The sequence below is a fragment of the Actinophytocola glycyrrhizae genome, assembly GCF_042653545.1.
GTDB classification, from domain to species: Bacteria; Actinomycetota; Actinomycetes; order Mycobacteriales; family Pseudonocardiaceae; genus Actinophytocola; species Actinophytocola glycyrrhizae.
The window spans coordinates 1,370,865-1,387,513 of record NZ_JBHSIS010000002.1 but is presented as its reverse complement, the minus strand read 5'-3'; the positions used below and the strand labels follow the sequence as shown (position 1 = coordinate 1,387,513).

Sequence of the window (16,649 nt, the reverse complement as noted above, 5' to 3'; positions counted from 1 at the left end):
TGGTGGCCGAGCAGGACCGGCGGCCTGTTCCACTGTGGACGACGAGACCGGCTGACCCGGTTCTTCGCCGGGGTCCTGCGCGGAGGACCCCGAGTACCTCTACGAGGTGATGTTCGACCGCGCCCGGTGAACCGGCGCAGCGGGTGCGGCCGCAGGCCGGAACGCGCTCGTCGGCTTGCCGGTCCAGCGGCTGAACGCGCGGCGGAAGGCGCTGGCGTCGGAGAAACCCAGACGCCGCGCAAGGTCCTCGACGGACTCCTCGCCGCGGGACAGGCTTGCCACGGCGGCGTCGCGCAGGAGGTCCTCCTTGATCTGCCGGATCGAGGTGTGCTCGGTGTGCAACAGCCTGCGCAGGTGCTGCGTGCTCACGTTGAGGCGGGCCGCTATGTCGTCCGGGGAGAGCCAATCGCCGCGCAGGCCGCGCTCCAGGATCCTGTGGACCTGGTCGGCGGTCGACGAGCCGTAGTCGCGGAAGGTGAACCAGATGTTCGGCTGATCCCGGAGGTAGTCGGCCAGGTCGTCCTCGTCCCGGATCAGGGGCGCGGTGAGCAGCCGGCCGTCGAAGGCCAGCACCAGGCGGTCGGCGTCGAACTCAGGATGACGGCCGAAAACGATCTCGTAGTCCGCCGCGTAGTCCGGGGCGGGCCAGGGCACCTCGAAGGCCAGCAGCGGAATGCGGCGCCCGACGAGCCAGCCCAGCACGCGGTGGATCAGCGTGGCCAGGATCTCGGCCCCCAGGTGGTCGGGATCGTGCAGTCGTGCGATCCCGATCTCGACCTCGACGAGGCCGTCGTCCACCGCCACCCGCAGTTGCGGCGCGCCCGGCAGCACCTCGCCGGCCTCGACGAGGCGTTGCAACGCGGCCCTCATGTCCGGGACGTGGAGCACCGACCGCATCAGGAGCCGGAACAGTCCGAGCGGTGCGGGCGGCCCGAGCCCGAACAGCTCGTCCCCGGTCATGATCCACAGTTCCTGGGTCAGTTCGGCGGCCTGAGTGCTCGACACCCCGGCGGTGCGCGGGCTGCCCGCGCCGTCGACGTGGATGCCCGTGCGCCGCAGCAGGGAGGGGACGTCCAGGCCCTGTCGCTCTCCGATCCGGAGCAGTCGACCGGTCACGTCGCCCGGCAGCGTCGAACCGCACATCGGCGGATTGTAACGTTCGGGTTGGGGCTGTCGGCGGAACGCCGGAGGACCGGTGGTGCGCGCCGCGGTCACGAATAGTGCGAGTCGCGGCTCTCGAGACAGCGTGATCGCGTCCCTATCGTCGATCGCGGGGACACCCACCGTCACGCTCCTCAGCCCGGTCGGAGAGCACCATGACAACCACCAGTACCGGCATCGACCGGCAACTCGAATCCACACCGTCCGACACTGGCCGCCCGGTATCGGACCGCAGGTACCTGTGGCTTGCCCTCGGGTTCGTCCTGCACCTGTTCGCAGTCGGTGGGCGGTGGGACATCGCGCTCGCCGCGTGGTTCTTCCAGATCTTCCTCATCAGGTTCCTGCGGCCCAGTCACGCCTTGCGCGGAATCGCGCTGGTGCTGCTGGTGCTCGTGGCCGGCGGCCTGTTCTGGGCCTGGCAACTCGCGGTGCCGTTGACGTTCCTGACCACCGTCGGGGTGGTCGGGCTCGCCGCGGCCGGTCTCGTGCCCTACGTGGCGGACCGCCTGCTGGCACCCCGCCTCGGCCTGCTCGGCCGGCTGCTCACCTTCCCGGCCGCGCTGACCACCGTGGCGTTCCTGCTCGGCAACTACAACCCGTTCGGCACCGCCTACGGGTTGCTCGCGGTCACCCAGCACGAGAACCTGGCGCTGCTGCAGGTGATCTCTGTCGCCGGACCGTACGTGATCACCTTCCTGATCGGGTTGGTGGCCACCGCGGCCAACCACCTCTGGGAGCAGGGCCCGTCCTGGCCCGCCGCCCGGCCGGCGGCCGCGGTGACCGCACTGCTGGCGGCGGTGATCGCGGGCGGTCAGGCCTCGCTGGCCTTCGCCCCCGCCGCCACCTCCCCGACCGTGCGCATCGCCGGCATCAACCCGGCCATGGCGACCCTGGCGGAGGCAGGCCGGCTGCTCGGTACCGTCCCGACGGATCTGGAGGGCGTCTCCCGCGTCGACTCGGCGACGGTGCGCGCGGCCACCGACGTGATCAACCGGCCGCTGCTCGACGCCACCCGCACCGCCGCGCGGTCCGGAGCCAAGATCGTCTTCTGGTCGGAGAACTCCGCCCGGGTCCGCGCCGAGGACGAGCAGGAGTTCGTGGCGCAGGCAGGGGCACTCGCCCGCGAGGAGGGCATCTACCTCAGCGTCGCCGCGAACGTCTACCTGCAGCAGGCGCCCTACGGTCGTGACCAGACGGTGCTGCTAGGTCCCGACGGCACGGTGCTGTGGACCTACCAGAAGCGGCATCCGATCCCGGGTCTGGAGAACTACGTGGCCGGGACCGAACCGGCGCCGGTCGTCGACACCCCGTACGGGCGCCTTTCCAACGTCATCTGCTACGACGCGGACTTCCCGGCGGACATGCACGTCGACGCGGACATCATGCTCGTCCCGGGCGGCGACTGGCCCGAGATGGGCCGCATCCACACCCAGATGGCGAGTCTCCGCGCCATCGAGAACGGGTACGCCCTGGTCCGCAGCGACTTCAACGGCTCGTCCCAGGCGTTCGACCGCCAGGGGCACGTCCTGGCCCAGCAGGACACCACGACCGGCGACAACCCGCCGTGGATCGTGGATGTGCCCACCCGTGGCGCAACCACCGTCTACAGCCGCGTCGGCGATGTTCTCACCTGGATCTGCGCGGCGTTCGTAGTCGGAGCCGTGGTCGTCGCGGTGCGGCGCCGACGAGCATCCGATCCGGCGCCGCAGACCGGTTCCCTGCCCGCGGCGCCGCTCTCGCGCGGCTCCGCAGGTCGATCACCTCAATCAGAAGGAACTGCTCTTCATGACCACTGACTCCGCGGCCAGGACGCAGCACGCGATCGTGCAGACGCGGTACGGCGACGTGCGCGACGTCCTCGCCCTGGCGACGGACGTGCCGGTCACCCCTCCCGTCGCACACGAGGTTCAGGTGCACGTGCGGGCGTCGTCGTTGAACCCGATCGACTGGCACATGATCGAGGGCAACCGGCGTTTGATCACCCGGCGTCGGTTTCCGTTCACGCCGATGTTCGACCTCGCGGGCGTCGTCACGGCAGTCGGGAGCGCGGTCACGGCGTTCACGGTGGGCGACCGGGTGTACGCCGACAACGAGATGAACGGCGGCGGCGGGACCGAGTACGTCAACGTGCCCGTGGACCTCCTCGCCCCCGCCCCCGCCGGGCTGAGCTTCACAGAGGCCGCGGCGATCCCCCTGGCCGCGCAGACGGCTCTGACCTGCCTCGACCAAGGCGGAGTCTCCGCGGGCACCCGAGTCGCGGTCATCGGTGCCTCCGGCGGAGTCGGGCACTTCGTCATCCAGATGGCGCGCGCCGCCGGGGCGTTCGTCGTCGGGGTGTCGAGCGCCCGCAACCTCGACTTCGTCCTGGGGCTCGGCGCCGCCGAAGTGGTCGACCGGAACGAGACCGACCTGCCGACGAAGTACGGGGCGGACTCCTTCGACGTGGTCATCGACACCGTCGGAGGCCGGAATCAGTGGGTGCAGGCCCGCCGTGTGCTGCGGCCGGGCGGCCGGTTCGTGACGATCTCCCGCGACGAGGACGGGGTCGTCACTCCCGCCGCCATTGTCCGGCTGCTCACGACGATCACCTCCCGCCGCATCCGGGGCGCCGGGAAACGGGGGATCAAGTACCTTCCCGTGTTCCTCAAAGCCGCACACCCCCTGCTGCAGCGCGTGACCGCGCTCGTGGAAAGCGGCCAGGTCGTTCCGCACCTGGCGCGTACCTTCCCGTTGACGCTTGAGGGAGTGAATCAGGGCATCGAAGAGAACCGCACCGGACGCACCGTCGGAAAGCTGGTGTTCGAGCGGTGACCACCACACCCTCGGCTCACTTGGTGTTGCCCAGCAGCCGTTGCGTTCCAATGCGTCCTGACCGGAGGCGTTGGTCTCGGGATCAGGCGGATCCTGTCGCCTCCTGTCAACGCCATGAGCGGCGACGGTTCTCTTCGCGGCTGTCGCCGTGACAGGCAGTGGCCGACGGCCATGAGCGGCACCGGGGCAGGTGTGCGCGCGACCTGATCGGTGTTGCGTCAAAAGGAGTCATTCACCGGCAGTTTCTGGAAACTTCGTTACGTCCCGTCCTCGTTACCGATAGAACCTGCGGTACATCCGGAGGAACTGGGGGCAGGACGATGCCGAAGACGAGAAGGAGGCGGTTCGCCGTGCTCGCCGCCGTCGTGGCGGCGGTGACCGCGACCGTGGCGCTGCCGGGCGTGGCGGCGGCCGTGTCACCGGCGAACGACGACGTGACCGCCGCGACCGCGGTGACGGCTCTGCCGTACGCCACGCAGGCCGACACGAGCGAGGCGACGCGCGCCGACGACGACCCCTACTGGTGCCAGACGTACGACATCGGCGGCACGGTGTGGTTCCGGTACACCGCGACCGAGGACGGGCTGCTGCGCGCGACCGCGACCGGCGCTGACCACGGCACCATCCTGTCCGCCAACACCGGCGTGCCGGGCGACCTGGCGGGGGTGACGGACGCGTGCGACGTCGCGACGGTGACGGGCAGCGAGATCACGTTCCGCGCGCGGGCGGGCACCACGTACCATCTCATGGTCGCGGGCTATGGCGTGCCCGGCGGTGACCTGGCGTTCACCCTGGACCGGGCCGCTCCCGCTCCGAACGACGCGTTCGCCGACGCGGAGGAGATCACCGCGCTGCCCGCGACAGTGGTGGGCGACCTCTCGATCGCGGGCACCGAGTACGACGAACCGGAACCCGCTTTCCCCTGCCGCGGCCCAGCGAGCCGGTCGGTGTGGTATCGCCACACCCCGGCGGCGGCCACACCGCTGAGCGCTCGCGCCGACCACTACGACTCCTCCGTGGAGGTCTACACCGGCGGCGCGCTGCCGGACCTGCGGCTGGTCGGCTGCGCGGACGGCGGTTTCTCCGACCGGGTGCTGCTGGCCGCGACCGCGGGCGAGACGTACTGGTTCCGGGTGACCGCGTCGGTCGCGGCCGAGGTGGCCCTCACCGTCGAGGTGCCCCCCGCCCTGAACCCGCGGCTCGGCGTCTGGCCGGAGGACCCGACGATCCACGAGCTCACGCAGTTCTCGGTCGGGTCCGGTGAGTGGGACACCCCGGTCGTGGGCGGTGAACTGGACTTCGGCGACGGCACGGTCGAACCGCTCGACGGGGAGAGCGCGTCCCACCACTACACCGCGGACGGCACCTACCAGGCCACCGCGACCGTGCGGACCGCGGACGGCCGGACCGGCACGCGGACCACGACGGTCGAGGTGGTGACGCACGACGTGTCGGTCGCGAAGTTCGCGGTGCCCGCGAAGGGCCGCGCCGGTGAGACCAAGACGATCACCGTGCACGTGGCCAACGCGCCCCGGTACCGCGAGCAGGGCGTCACCGCGACCCTCCTCAAGTCCGAGGGGAGCACCTGGCAGGAGGTCGGGTCGCTCACGCTGGACGTGCCGAAGGACCGGACGGTGAAGTTCCCGTTCGCCTACACGTTCACGAGCGCCGACGCGGTCACGGGCAAGGTCGCGTTCCGGACCGTGGTGCGGCTGCGCGACGGCGTGCGCGACGCGCGCCCGATGGACAACGAGCTGATCTCCGCGGCGGCCACCGTGACGCCGAGCGCGGCGGACCTCCGGTTCGCGTGACCCACGACACCCTGGGGAGAGACGAAATGCGACATCACCCGACGAGGAGACCCCGGCTCGCTGCCTTCGCCGCCGCCGCGGGGCTGGTCCTGCTGACGCCCGGCACCGCGGCGGCGGCACCGCCGGGCGCCGACGACTTCGACCACGCGGTGGCGATCACAGCGCTGCCCTTCGAGCAGACGGTGGACACCGGCGCGGCGACCGCCGCCGCGGACGACCCGCGCGACTGCTACGGGTACGCGGGCAAGAGCGTCTGGTTCAGCTACACGGCACAGGCCGACGGGTACGTGCAGGCGACGATCACCGACGCCGCGTTCACGCCGGTGCTGTCGGCCTACACGGGCACGCGGGGCGCGCTCGCGCCGGTGCCGGGGATGTGCGCCATGTACACCGGGGACGCGGAGACGTTCCCGGTCGCGGCGGGCACGACGTACCACCTGCTTGTGCAGTCCGCGTACCCGCCGTACGCGGGCGAGGTGACGCTGCGGCTGCGGGGGGTGCCCGCGGCGCCCAACGACGACGTGGCGGCGGCGGAGCGGGTGCCGGGGCTGCCGACGAGCAGCACCGCCGACCTGGACCGCTCCTCGGCGGCGCCGGACGAGGTGCCGCCGAGCTGTGATCCGTCCGCGACGCGGTCGGTCTGGTACTCCTACACGCCATCGAGCGCGCGGTGGGTCGGTGTCAAGACGGGCAACGAGTCGACCGCGGTGTCCGTACACCACGGCACTGCTCTGTCCGAAGTGGACTGCGAGGCCGAGTACGGGTGGGCGGTGTTCCGCGCCGAGGTCGGCGAGACCTACCTGATCCGGGTCGCGTCCTCGGCGGAGGACGCGAGCCAGTACTACGTGGACTTCCGGACCGCACCCGCGCTGGCCCCGCGCGCCGCCGGCTCCCACGCCCCCGACACCGTGTTCCGGCCGGCGGCGGTGCACCTGTCCTCGGGCGACCCGATGGACCAGCCGGTCGTCAGCGCGCACCTCGACTTCGGTGACGGCACGGCAATCGAACTCGCGGACATGGACACGGTGGAGCACCAGTACACCGAGGACGGCGACTACACGCTGACGCTGTCGGTCACCACCGCGGACGGCCGCTCCGCGACAGGCACGTCGGTCCTGCGGGTGGAGTCTCACGACGTGGGCATCTCGGCGTTCACGGCACCGGCGAAGGCGCGCGTCGACACGACGAAGCAGATCACGGTCGCGGTCACGAACACCCGGTACGACGAACGGGTCACGGTGACGCTCCGCAAGCGCACCGACGGGTCGGGACCCGCCGTCGGCACCCTCACCCAGACCGTGCCCAAGGGAGCGACCGTGACGTTCCCCTTCGCCTACACCTTCGGCCCCGACGACGTGGGCACGGTGACGTTCGACGCCGTGGCGGGGTTCACGTGGCCCGCCGAGGACGACAACCCCGACGACAACACCGCGACCGCCACCACCACCGTGCGGCCGTGACCTGTCGCGCGGGGGACGGGACCACCGCGTCCCGTCCCCCGCACGGTCAGCGCCAGATCGCGCCCGCCCACTCCGGGTGGTCGACGAACGGTCCTGGGCGTTCCACACGAGCAGCACCGAGGGCGGCGGTGACACCACCCGGTTGACCAGTGCGGAGAAGGACTGGGTCAGCAGTGCGCTGCGTGGCTGGAGTTGGGCGTCCGGTCAGGTGTCGGCAGGTCTTGCACGGGTAACCATCGCGAGGACGAAGGAGGTCGGCGCACATGGGCGTTTTCGACAAGGCGAAGGACAAGGCCGAGCAGGCTGCCGGTCAGGGTAAGGAGCGGGTCGGCGAGGCGACGGACAACGAGGAGTTGGAGAACGCGGGCAGGCGTGACCAGGTCAGCGGTGAGGCCAAGGAGGCGGGGCACGACCTCCGGGACAAGGCCGCGGGCGTTGCCGACGACGTCAGGGACAAGTTCCGCGGCGACAAGTGATGGTCAGTGCCTGAGTAGAGATAGCCAGCGGTCACGATGACCGCTTCAGTGTCGCCGTCGCCGGGGTCGGTTCTGCCGACGTTCGGCGGCGGCTCCCTCGGGCGCATCCGCGGCTGAACCGCAGCAGTCGGCGAAGCGCGTGGCTGTCCCCGCTGACCTGTGGGGACGTCGATCTCGCTGCCCTGGACGCGGTCGAGAAGGCCTGGTTGGCCGACCTGATGCGCGCCCGGCCGAGCAGTAGGACGAAGCCCGTCGCATACCCTCCTGGGAAGGCGTGAACGGGAGGTATCGGGCATGTCGCGTCGGGTGATGGTCGCGGCGCTGTGCGTGGGGGGCGGCATCGCAGCGCTCGCGGTGTCGCCATTCGTGTCGGCTCCGTCGCCGTCCGGGCCTCCGTCGGTCGCGGGTCTCCTTCTCGGGTGGTGGCCGGACGTCGTGTTCGGTGTGGCGGCGGTCGTGCTCGCGGTGCTATACCTCCTGGGTGTCCGGCGGGTGCCGGGCTGGCCGCGCGGGCGCACCGCGATGTGGTTGACCGGATGTGCGGTGGTGCTGGTCGCCACGTCGTCCGGGATCGGCCGGTACGCACCGGTGATGATCAGCATGCTGCTCGCGAGCCAGGTGTTGCTGGCTGTCGTGGCACCGGTGCTGCTGGTGCTAGGAGGCCCGGTGAGCCTCGCGCTGCGGGCGCTGCCGAGGAGCGGACGGGACGACGTGCCTGGACCTCGGGAGTGGCTGGTCGCGCTCCTGCGGTCACGGGTGTGCCGGGTGCTGACCCAGCCGGCGGTCGCGTTCGGGCTTCTGCTCGGGCCGTTCTACCTGTTCTACGTGTTCGGCTCGGTCGACGTCGTGCTGGGCAGTCATTGGTCACACCTCGGCATCAACGCTGTCGCGTTGCTCGCCGGTTACGCGTTCTTCTGGTCGGTGATCGGGGTGGACCCGGGTGTACGGCGACTGCCGCACGCGGGGCGGATCGGGCAGATGGCCGCCCTGCTGCTGGGGATCGGGTATCTCGCCGTCGTGGTCGGTTCCGCGAACACCGTCCTGGGTGAGGGTTTCCTCGCTGCTCTGGGGCTGGTCGACGTCGCCGCCGACCAGCGGAACGCGGGCAACCTCATATGGGCTCTCGGCGAGATGCCGGTGCTGGTGGTGCTCATGGCGACCGTGGCCCAATGGGCCCGCGCGGACGAACGTGCCGCCGTCCGGGCGGACACCGAGCCCGACCTGGCAGCCTACAACGACATGCTCGCCGAACTCGCTGACCCGCCCCGCCATTGAGCAGCAGGACAGGATCCCAGGGCTTCGCGAACGCGGCTGAAGACGTTCGAGGCCAGACCGGCGACCTGCGGAGACGCTCGCAATGGTGCCCGATCACCTGCGCCTCGACCCCCTCGTCGGAGGGGTACCCCGGCGAGGGCTCCACCGACCCGGCACTCCTTCGACAGCCCGGCTACCGCTCGAGCGTGCCGGTGGTGAAGGCGGCGAGGATGCGCTGGTGGGTCTGCCGGGGCAGGTGCCTGCCGCCGGGTTCGCCGAACGGGGTGCCCGGCCGCGCGGGTGCGTCGCGGAGGAGTTCGGCGAGCCCGGGGCGGGTGACCATGAGCAGCCCGTGGGTCGCGCGTGTGCAGGTGACGGCCAGCCTGCCGAACGAGGAGTTGAACTCGTCGAGCCGTCCTGCGCCGGACAGCGGGTGGATGGCGACCGTGATGCCGTTGGTCTGCCCCTGCCAGGAGTCCACAGTGGATGCCACGATGTCCGTCGCGCTGAGGGAGTGTCTGGCGCGCAGGCGGTCGACGATGTCGGTCGCGTCGTCGACCGCCTGGTTGCGGGTGGCGAGGACGGTGATCAGCGGGTCGCCCCCTTCGCCGGGGCGGGTGGTGAGGCGTCGCCCGGTCGGGGCACCCGTGCCGTCGTACTCCGCGCGGGTGAGGGCGAACCCGGCGTCGAGCAGCGCGTCGAGCAGCGCCTCGATCTCGCCGAGCAGCGGCTGGTCCACGTCGGCCGCCTCGGGTTCCGGCAGCCCGGCGATCTCGAGCAGCGTCGGCACGCCGGTGCCGACCGCCTGCCACACGTCGGCCGCGGCACCGGTCAGCCCGGTTGCGACCAGCGCCCGGTCGCCCGGCGCGGCCACGCAGTTCAGCTGTCGCCACTCCGGGTAGAAGGCGCGCCAGAGGTGGAGGTGCCCGGCGGCGGGCCGCCAGACCGCGGGCAGTTCGATGACGACGGTACGTTCGTCAGTGCGTTCGGGGCTGTCGAAGTCGGTCGGCCAGGCGCGGTAGGGGTTGAAGCCGGGATCGCCGCGCCACGGGTTCGCGCCGATCTCCAGCGGCGGTAGCTGACCGACGTCGCCGACGCCGACGGTGATCGGGGCGGCCTTCGCGACCTTGTCGAACAGGTGGTGCGGCAGCTGCCACGCCTCGTCGACGAACAGCACGTCGAACACCGGGCCTGGCTCCTCGTCGGCCTCCTCGCCGTCCGTGAAATGGGTCGCCAGCCTGCCCAGCTCGCCGCGCGCACCCAGCTTGTGCGACGTCGCGACGACGACCCGCGTCTCCGCCGGGATGCCCGGCGCGCTGGTGACGACGGTTGCGTGCGCGTGGGCTTCCTCCGGCACGTCGTCGTAGCGTTTCCTGCTGGCGAACAGGCACACGTGGTCGCGGCCCAGTTCCTTCCCGAGCGCGGTCGCGAGCGGGTAGACCTGCTTGTTGGTGAACGCGATGATCGCGACGCGCGTACAGCCGGGGTGGTCGACGGCGTCGGTGACGAGCTTCTTCAGCACGTGCGACTTCCCGGCACCGGCGGCCGCCTTCAGCAGGATGCGCTCCACCGGCGCGGTGCCCGCCAGCGCGGCACGCAGCACGTCGACCGCCGCGTCGGCGACGGCCGCGTTGCCCGCCGCCGCGTCGGCGTGGTGGACCGCCGCGGAGCCTGGCCCGGTGTCCGCCCCGGCGGGCGGGGTGAATGCGAGGGTCACGGCGTCACTCCAGGTCGTCGAGAGTCAGGTCGTCCGGCGCCTCGTCCTGCGACATCGCCGCCAGGTCCGCGACGGGCGCGCCCTCCGGGGTCACCTCGAACGCGTCCTCGTCGAACACCGGCGGCCACACCTGCGGGTTCAGCTCACCCTTGTCCCGGCGCTCGGCGAGCCGGTCGGACCAGTCCGCCTCCGCGTCCTCGTGCGGGCGGCAGCAGTACTGGTGCTCCTCGGGGGCGTCGGCGTACGAGTACGCGCCACAGTCCGGTTTCGGCGCCGACATGTCGTCCGCCGCGGGCCTGCCGACGGACAGGGCCTTGTTGCCCTTGAGGTCGCAGTACCAGCTGAAGTCCGCGACGACGAGCCGGTCGCCGGGCGCCAGGGCCGGCACGTTGTCCGGTGTCCACACGAAACGGCGCGGCTCGTCGTCCACGCCCGCCAGCGGGCCGATCGCCATGCCGGAGAACTTGACGCTGCCCTTCAACGGGGTCATGGCCGTGCCCGGCCGTTCCACGCAGGCGTCCCCGTTGACGTGCAGCAGCACGATCCGCGCGCCCGCGCCGAGCCGTCGCGACCCGACGTCCAGCACGAGCGGCCCGGTGCTGACCACGGTCGCGGACACGACCTCCCGGACCCCGGCGTCGGCGGCCATGTCGGCCGCGGCCTGCGGGTTGCCCAGCGCCGCGAGCTGGCGGCGGCACCGGCCGTCGCTCTCGATCACCGGCACGAGCGAGTTGCGCCAGTGCCGGTAGGTGCGCCCGAACCGGACCAGGTCGGACGCGTGCAGGTCCAGCCTGCGCCGCCACACCGCCTGGGCGTCGGCCTCGATCGTGTGGTGGACGTCGCGGAGGCTGGAGTCACGGACGGTGGCGAGTGCGACAAGGGTCCGCTCCAGCACGTCGCGTTTGTACGCCAGCTCCTCGGTGACGAGCGCGGTGTACCGCTCCGGGTCGGGGTCGCCGCTGCGACCGCCGGTCAGCGCGCGGTGCACGGCGTCCGAGCGCCTGCCCGTCAGCCGGGCACCCGGCGTGTGCTGGGAACCCTCGATGTCGTCCTCCAGCTCACGGGGTTTGACCGGGCCCTTCGTGAGCGTCTCCGCCCACGCCACCAGGTAGTCGAGGCGCAGCGACGAGAAGGCGGGCCCGCCGGCCACCACGTGCTGGGCGAGCACCGCACGCAGGTCGACGACCGGCGCTCGGAGCGTGAGCGCGCGGGCGCGGTCGTCCTCCAGGAGGAACGACACCGCGGTCCGCTCGACCGGATGCAACGCCGTGGGCACCCGCGCGGGCTCGCCGCCGAACGTCAGCGGCTCGCGGCCCAACTCCTGGTCCCGCTCCCAGCGCAGCCTGCTCAGCTCGACGCCCGCGAGGTTGTCGGCGATGGAGACGAGTACGTCGGCGGTCACGGCGTCGGGGACGACGACGTGCACCGCGTACGCGCCGCGGCTCGCGCTCTCGGCCATCGCGGCGGTGATCTCCTGCCCGAGCAGGCGCATCACCCGCCGCCTGGTTTCCACCGACTGCGGCTCGTCGAACACGGTGACGGCCCAATCTTCCTGGCCGTGCTCCGTGTGGCGCCGCAGAGCGATCCCGTGCACACCGAGCGCGGCGGCGTCCGCCTTCGCGAGCACCATGTCGACGGTGCCGGGGCGGCCAGCGCCGTCGACCCGCAGCTGCCCTGTTTCGCGGCCGACGCCGTCCAGTGTGGCGCGCACCTGCGCGACAACCGAGGCCGGTGCCCGCGCGGCCGCCTCGCCGCCGGTCACCAGCCCGGCGACCTGGGACCGCAGCTCGGCAGGCACGCCGATCTCCACCAGCAGGTCGGCCGGGTTGGGCGAGGTCCGCAGCTCGTGGCGGCAGTAGGAGAACAGGGGACAGGTGATGCAGGTGGCCGGGTCGAACGTGGCCCGCAGGTGCGCCACGAACGGCGCGACGTCGGTCCCCGGCAGGTACCTGGTCTCCGCCGCCTCGCGCCGCCGCTCGGCCACCCGCATCCGGACCTCCGCCCGGTGGTCGTGCAGCGCCTCTACGAGAGCCTCCGGCTGGAGGAAGGAGTTCCTCGGCACCGCGAGCACGCCGTGCGAGTGGACGGCCATGCCGCCGGGCAGTCGCGACCACGCCGCCGCCGACTCCGCCCCCAGCGCCACCTGGAGGAAGCCCTTCAGCAGCCGGGTGTCGTCGATCCGCGAGCGCACCCGCTCGTAGTCCTTGGCGTCGCCGACGATCAGCCACGACGTGCGCCCCTGGCCGGCGGCGACCACCGCGAAGTCCGGCTTCACCTCGGTGGCGACGCTGTCCTCGAACCCGGCGAACGGCACCGCGAGCCCGTGGACCAGCGTGGCGGCGCCCTCCTCGACGGCACGTTCGTGGGCGGCGGCCAGCAGCTCGGCGGTCTCGTCGACGTGCACGTGGGCGTTGACGGTCACGACCTTCGTCGGCCGGTCGAGCCCGGCCCGCCCGACCGTGGTGGTCGCGACCTCACCGGCGAACAAGGTGTCGCGCACCAGGTGCTCGAACGTCATGGCGCGCGTCCACCTGGCCGCCGGGATGTAGCCGGAGTCGTCGGGGAACCCGAGGTCGACCGCGAGCTGGCGGCGCGTCCTGCCGACGACGAGCGGGTCGGTACCCCGGAACCGCGCACACGCCGCGTGCGTGGACGCGGCGACCGCGCCGGAACCACCGCCAAGGGACTTGCTCGGCATCCCCCGTGACCCACCCTTCTTGCTCGGGCCGCCAGGCCCGGCCGGCTCCAGCGGAGATCGCGACAGCTTACTGTCCGAGTCGTGGCGGGACGGACCTCGCCACGGCGCGCCGGGTCGCCGGAGCGAGGACCTCCCGGAGCTACGCGCGGTAGGGGAGTTGTCCTCGGCCCGGCCGACCACTGACGCCGACGTGCGCGAGACGTTGCGGGTGAGCGTGAACCGCGCCCAGGACCTGCTCCGCACGCTCTACGGACGCGACCTGCTGGTCCGCCGCAGCCTTGTCAGCGGGTGTGTTCGTCGCTCGTGAGGTTGGCGAAGTGGTATCTCACCGGGTCGTGGTCCCGCCCCTTGCCGATCACCACCGAGGCGTGCCAGGGCTGGTCGGGGAAGGTGTGGTTGTTCCACCACGCCGAGGTCGTGCCGTCCGTCTGGAGCGAGATCAGCTCGTCGAAGCCGTCGCCGTCGAGGTCCGCGAAGCGGACGCGCGCGGGATCGGCATGGCTGGGTCCGAGGTCGACGGCAGTGCTCCACGGTTGGGCGGGGAAGGCGCCCGTGTTGGGTCTGGCCTGGATCCGGGTACCGGAGGTGGTGTCCAAGGTGATCAGTTCGGCCTTCGCGTCGCCGTCGAGATCGGCGAACCAGGTGTGCCGGGCAGGTGCCTGACCCAGACTCACCGGATCGCTCCACGGCCACTTCGGGAATTCGCCGGTGTTGGGCCAGGCGCTGACCACCTCGCCGATGGTGATCAGCTCGTCCCTGCCGTCACCGTCAAGATCGGCGAACCGGATGCCCGCCGGGTCTGTCGAACCCTTGCCCACGATCACCGATGAATACCACGGGCGGTCCGGGAAGCCCTTGTCGTTCAACCATGCGGTGATCGTCCCGTCGGCGGCGATCCGGACCAGCTCGTCGAACCCGTCGCCGTTGAGGTCGGCGAAGCGGACCAGGGCCGGGTCGACCTCGCCCAAGAGCATGCTGACCGGGTCGCTCCACGGCCATCCCGGGAAGCCGCCCGTGTTCGACCAGGCCCGTACCGTGCCGTCGGTGGCCGCGTGGATGTCGAGCATCTCCGCCTTGCCGGGCCGCGGTCTGCCGGGACGCGGCGAATCGGTTCCCGCGTTGACCACGATCACCCCCGTGGTTCCCGCCAGCAGGAACAGTGCGGCCAGGATCGTGACCAGCCGGCTGCGGCGGATCCGGAAGCGGGCAGCTCTTCCTTGTTCCTCCGGCTGTGTCGGCAACGGGGGCGGGGGTTGATCCGGTTCGCCACGCGTCCGCGGCGCTGCAGCTGCGGCGGCCTCATGCCAGCGGTTTTCCCATTGCTCTTCGTCGCCATCGCAGGCCCGCACGTACGCCAGGGTCACCGCGAGGCTCGGCAACTCCCGCCCTCCGGCCGCCCGTGCCAGGGTCGCCGGCGCGTAATGCGCCCGCAGCGCCAGCACCCGGTACGGCGGGGAGCCCGCCTTCTCCCGCAGCAGGCGCAGGTCGTGGGCGAAGAGCTGCACCTGCCCCGCGTGCGGGTCCACCGGGCTCTCAGGTCGTGGCATGCCCCCCGTCCCCTTCGCTCGACCGGCTCGGCCAGGTTGTCTCCTGCGTTTCGGGATTGTCTCGCGTTGATTATCTCGGCCGTTCAGCACGCGGAGACAACTCCCCGATGCGGTAGATCTGGATCACGGACCGAGTGCGGGCCGTTGCCGTCAAACCCAATCGGGTGAACCGAATCCCGAACGAGACTTCCGCTGTGCGGCGTGGGTGAAAGACGCCACCTCGGCCCACGACAGAGAGAAGACGATGTTCCGAAAAGCCACGCTCGCCGTACTGACCACCCTCGTCACCACGCTGCCCGCTCACGCGCAGGAGCAGGACCCCACCGAGATCTGGCCGAACCAGGTCAGCCGCCGGTCCGGTCGATGTCGCGGACCTCGCCATCGTTCGCCTGCCGCCGCAGACCAAACCAGCGTCTCGGATTCGGGGTTGAACAAAGGGGTGCGCAACGTCGCGGCCTCTTCTCCGGATATGAACAGCTGCTCACGCGACACGCTCAGGCGAACGTGAAGCGTGGTGGGCGCCGGAGGGATCCGGTGTTGAAACACACAAAACAGGAGGAATGAAAGTGAAATCACTTCGCGCAAAGCTCGTCGGGTCGGTTCTCGTTGGGCTCGCTGCGGTAGGCGCTTCTGTGCCGGCAGCGGCCGCGGAACCGTCGGCCGGCCCGCTGACCGTGCGGGCGATAGAACTGGGTGGGTTGGGCAACCTGATCGGGTACTGCAACGCGCAAGGCACCCTGACCGCGACGCCCACCGATTACGAGGACGCGTACAGCTGGGTGTGCATCGCCGGCGGAGGCGGTCAGATCGAGATCGACATGGATGACGCCTGCCGTTGGCACTACAAGGATCACCCAGGTGCCTGGGGCAAGCCGATCGACGACAGCCGGCCGTTCAGTTGGGTGTGCTACGACTGACCACGTTCCGGGCGGAGTGGTGGTCGGGCGTCCGCGCCGCGCCGGCGAGCGGTCCGTCGCCGATCTCATCGCGCCCGGAACAAGGACACCGCGCTGGCCTCGCTTGGCCCACTGTGTGACGAGCGCGGCCGAATAGGTCCGGGAAACACCTCGCAAGTGCGCTGACCTGCAAGGATGTGACTCCGGCAGGTCAGCGCACGTCAGTTCGGAGCGGTTGACGACAGCTCAATGCGGTTCACTGCCATACGTCATGTCTGCGCACGCTCGATGACCACTGATCCCCAACTCCCGAGCGACCGGACGACTTCCTCGGCCACCATCCTGACCACTCCGTCCCGAAACCCGGGAGAAACGCCTAGCCACCTGGACCGCGGTGTCAGTCCCAGAAGTTGAAGAGGGCTTCGCCCACGGTGGTTGGGCGCCAGTACTTGATGTCGGTGGCCGCGATGTGCGGCCAGTCTGCCTGTTGGAACGGGGCGTTCAGGTCGGCTTTGGTGAGGACTCGATGGCCGAGGATGGTTTCCAGGGCGCCGTGCAGTCCGGGGATGTCGAGGAAGGTCAGAGGGCCGGAATCCAGTGCGTCGACGCCCTCGATCACTCGCGGCTGCGCGATGGCTGTCAGCGGCGCGTTTCGGTCGCACACCACGGCCACTGTCTTGTCGCGGTAGGCGATGACACCTTGGTGGAAGCTGGGAGTGGCGCGCCTCGCGAGACGGAACTCGACCAGTGAACCGGCTGTTCGCCGCGCGGCTGCGTGACACGCGGCTCGGAACTCGCGGACATCGAGCACGTGGTGA

13 protein-coding genes are annotated in these 16,649 nt (G+C 71.1%); 8 read left to right on the top strand and 5 right to left on the bottom strand.

Annotated elements, in window-relative coordinates:
• Positions 1–99 precede the first annotated feature (99 nt).
• Positions 100–1,143: an AraC family transcriptional regulator gene (locus ACFPCV_RS05605; protein WP_378054921.1), complete on the bottom strand. Its 1,044-nt coding sequence runs from the start codon at positions 1,141–1,143 to the stop codon at positions 100–102.
• Between the two features lie 173 nt (positions 1,144–1,316).
• Here ACFPCV_RS05605 and ACFPCV_RS05600 point away from each other — a divergent pair, with 173 nt between their 5' ends.
• From ACFPCV_RS05600 to ACFPCV_RS05575, 6 genes are all read left to right on the top strand, one after another.
• Positions 1,317–2,957 (top strand): nitrilase-related carbon-nitrogen hydrolase, encoded by a 1,641-nt coding sequence (locus ACFPCV_RS05600; RefSeq protein WP_378054920.1) that lies wholly within the window; start codon positions 1,317–1,319, stop codon positions 2,955–2,957.
• Positions 2,947–3,972, top strand: coding sequence for an NAD(P)-dependent alcohol dehydrogenase (locus tag ACFPCV_RS05595; protein ID WP_378054919.1), 1,026 nt, complete (start codon positions 2,947–2,949; stop codon positions 3,970–3,972). The genes ACFPCV_RS05600 and ACFPCV_RS05595 overlap by 11 nt, the downstream gene beginning before the upstream one ends.
• Before the next feature lie 320 nt (positions 3,973–4,292).
• Positions 4,293–5,783, top strand: coding sequence for a PKD domain-containing protein (locus ACFPCV_RS05590; protein WP_378054918.1), 1,491 nt, complete (start codon positions 4,293–4,295; stop codon positions 5,781–5,783).
• Between the two features lie 26 nt (positions 5,784–5,809).
• Complete coding sequence (locus ACFPCV_RS05585) at positions 5,810–7,243, top strand: PKD domain-containing protein (protein WP_378054917.1); 1,434 nt, start codon at positions 5,810–5,812, stop codon at positions 7,241–7,243.
• 263 nt (positions 7,244–7,506) lie between these two features.
• Complete coding sequence (locus ACFPCV_RS05580) at positions 7,507–7,719, top strand: CsbD family protein (RefSeq protein WP_378054916.1); 213 nt, start codon at positions 7,507–7,509, stop codon at positions 7,717–7,719.
• Between the two features lie 294 nt (positions 7,720–8,013).
• On the top strand, positions 8,014–8,994 hold the full coding sequence (locus ACFPCV_RS05575) for a cytochrome c oxidase assembly protein (RefSeq protein ID WP_378054915.1): 981 nt from the start codon (positions 8,014–8,016) through the stop codon (positions 8,992–8,994).
• 172 nt (positions 8,995–9,166) lie between these two features.
• Here the strand turns inward: ACFPCV_RS05575 and ACFPCV_RS05570 are convergent, their stop codons facing one another.
• The 3 genes from ACFPCV_RS05570 to ACFPCV_RS05560 all read right to left on the bottom strand — a co-directional run bounded on the left by ACFPCV_RS05570 (position 9,167) and on the right by ACFPCV_RS05560 (position 14,830).
• Positions 9,167–10,690, bottom strand: a complete 1,524-nt coding sequence (locus tag ACFPCV_RS05570; RefSeq protein ID WP_378054914.1) for an AAA family ATPase — start codon at positions 10,688–10,690, stop codon at positions 9,167–9,169.
• A 4-nt stretch (positions 10,691–10,694) separates the two neighbouring features.
• A complete protein-coding gene (locus ACFPCV_RS05565) occupies positions 10,695–13,388 on the bottom strand; it encodes a hypothetical protein (RefSeq protein ID WP_378054913.1) in 2,694 nt (897 codons plus the stop codon).
• A 281-nt stretch (positions 13,389–13,669) separates the two neighbouring features.
• Positions 13,670–14,830, bottom strand: coding sequence for an FG-GAP repeat domain-containing protein (locus tag ACFPCV_RS05560; protein WP_378054912.1), 1,161 nt, complete (start codon positions 14,828–14,830; stop codon positions 13,670–13,672).
• Positions 14,831–15,140: 310 nt separating this feature from the next.
• On the opposite strand from ACFPCV_RS05560, the gene ACFPCV_RS05555 reads away from it, so the two are divergent.
• Positions 15,141–15,443 carry a hypothetical protein gene (locus ACFPCV_RS05555; protein ID WP_378054911.1) on the top strand — a complete coding sequence of 101 codons (303 nt, stop codon included), beginning with the start codon at positions 15,141–15,143 and terminating at the stop codon, positions 15,441–15,443.
• A 58-nt stretch (positions 15,444–15,501) separates the two neighbouring features.
• The gene (locus ACFPCV_RS05550) at positions 15,502–15,852 is read left to right on the top strand and encodes a hypothetical protein (protein WP_378054910.1); all 351 of its coding nucleotides are present in this window, start codon (positions 15,502–15,504) and stop codon (positions 15,850–15,852) included.
• A 376-nt stretch (positions 15,853–16,228) separates the two neighbouring features.
• Here ACFPCV_RS05550 and ACFPCV_RS05545 read toward each other — a convergent pair whose 3' ends face one another.
• On the bottom strand, positions 16,229–16,642 hold the full coding sequence (locus ACFPCV_RS05545; protein WP_378054909.1) for a hypothetical protein: 414 nt from the start codon (positions 16,640–16,642) through the stop codon (positions 16,229–16,231).
• Between the last annotated feature and the right edge of the window lie 7 nt (positions 16,643–16,649).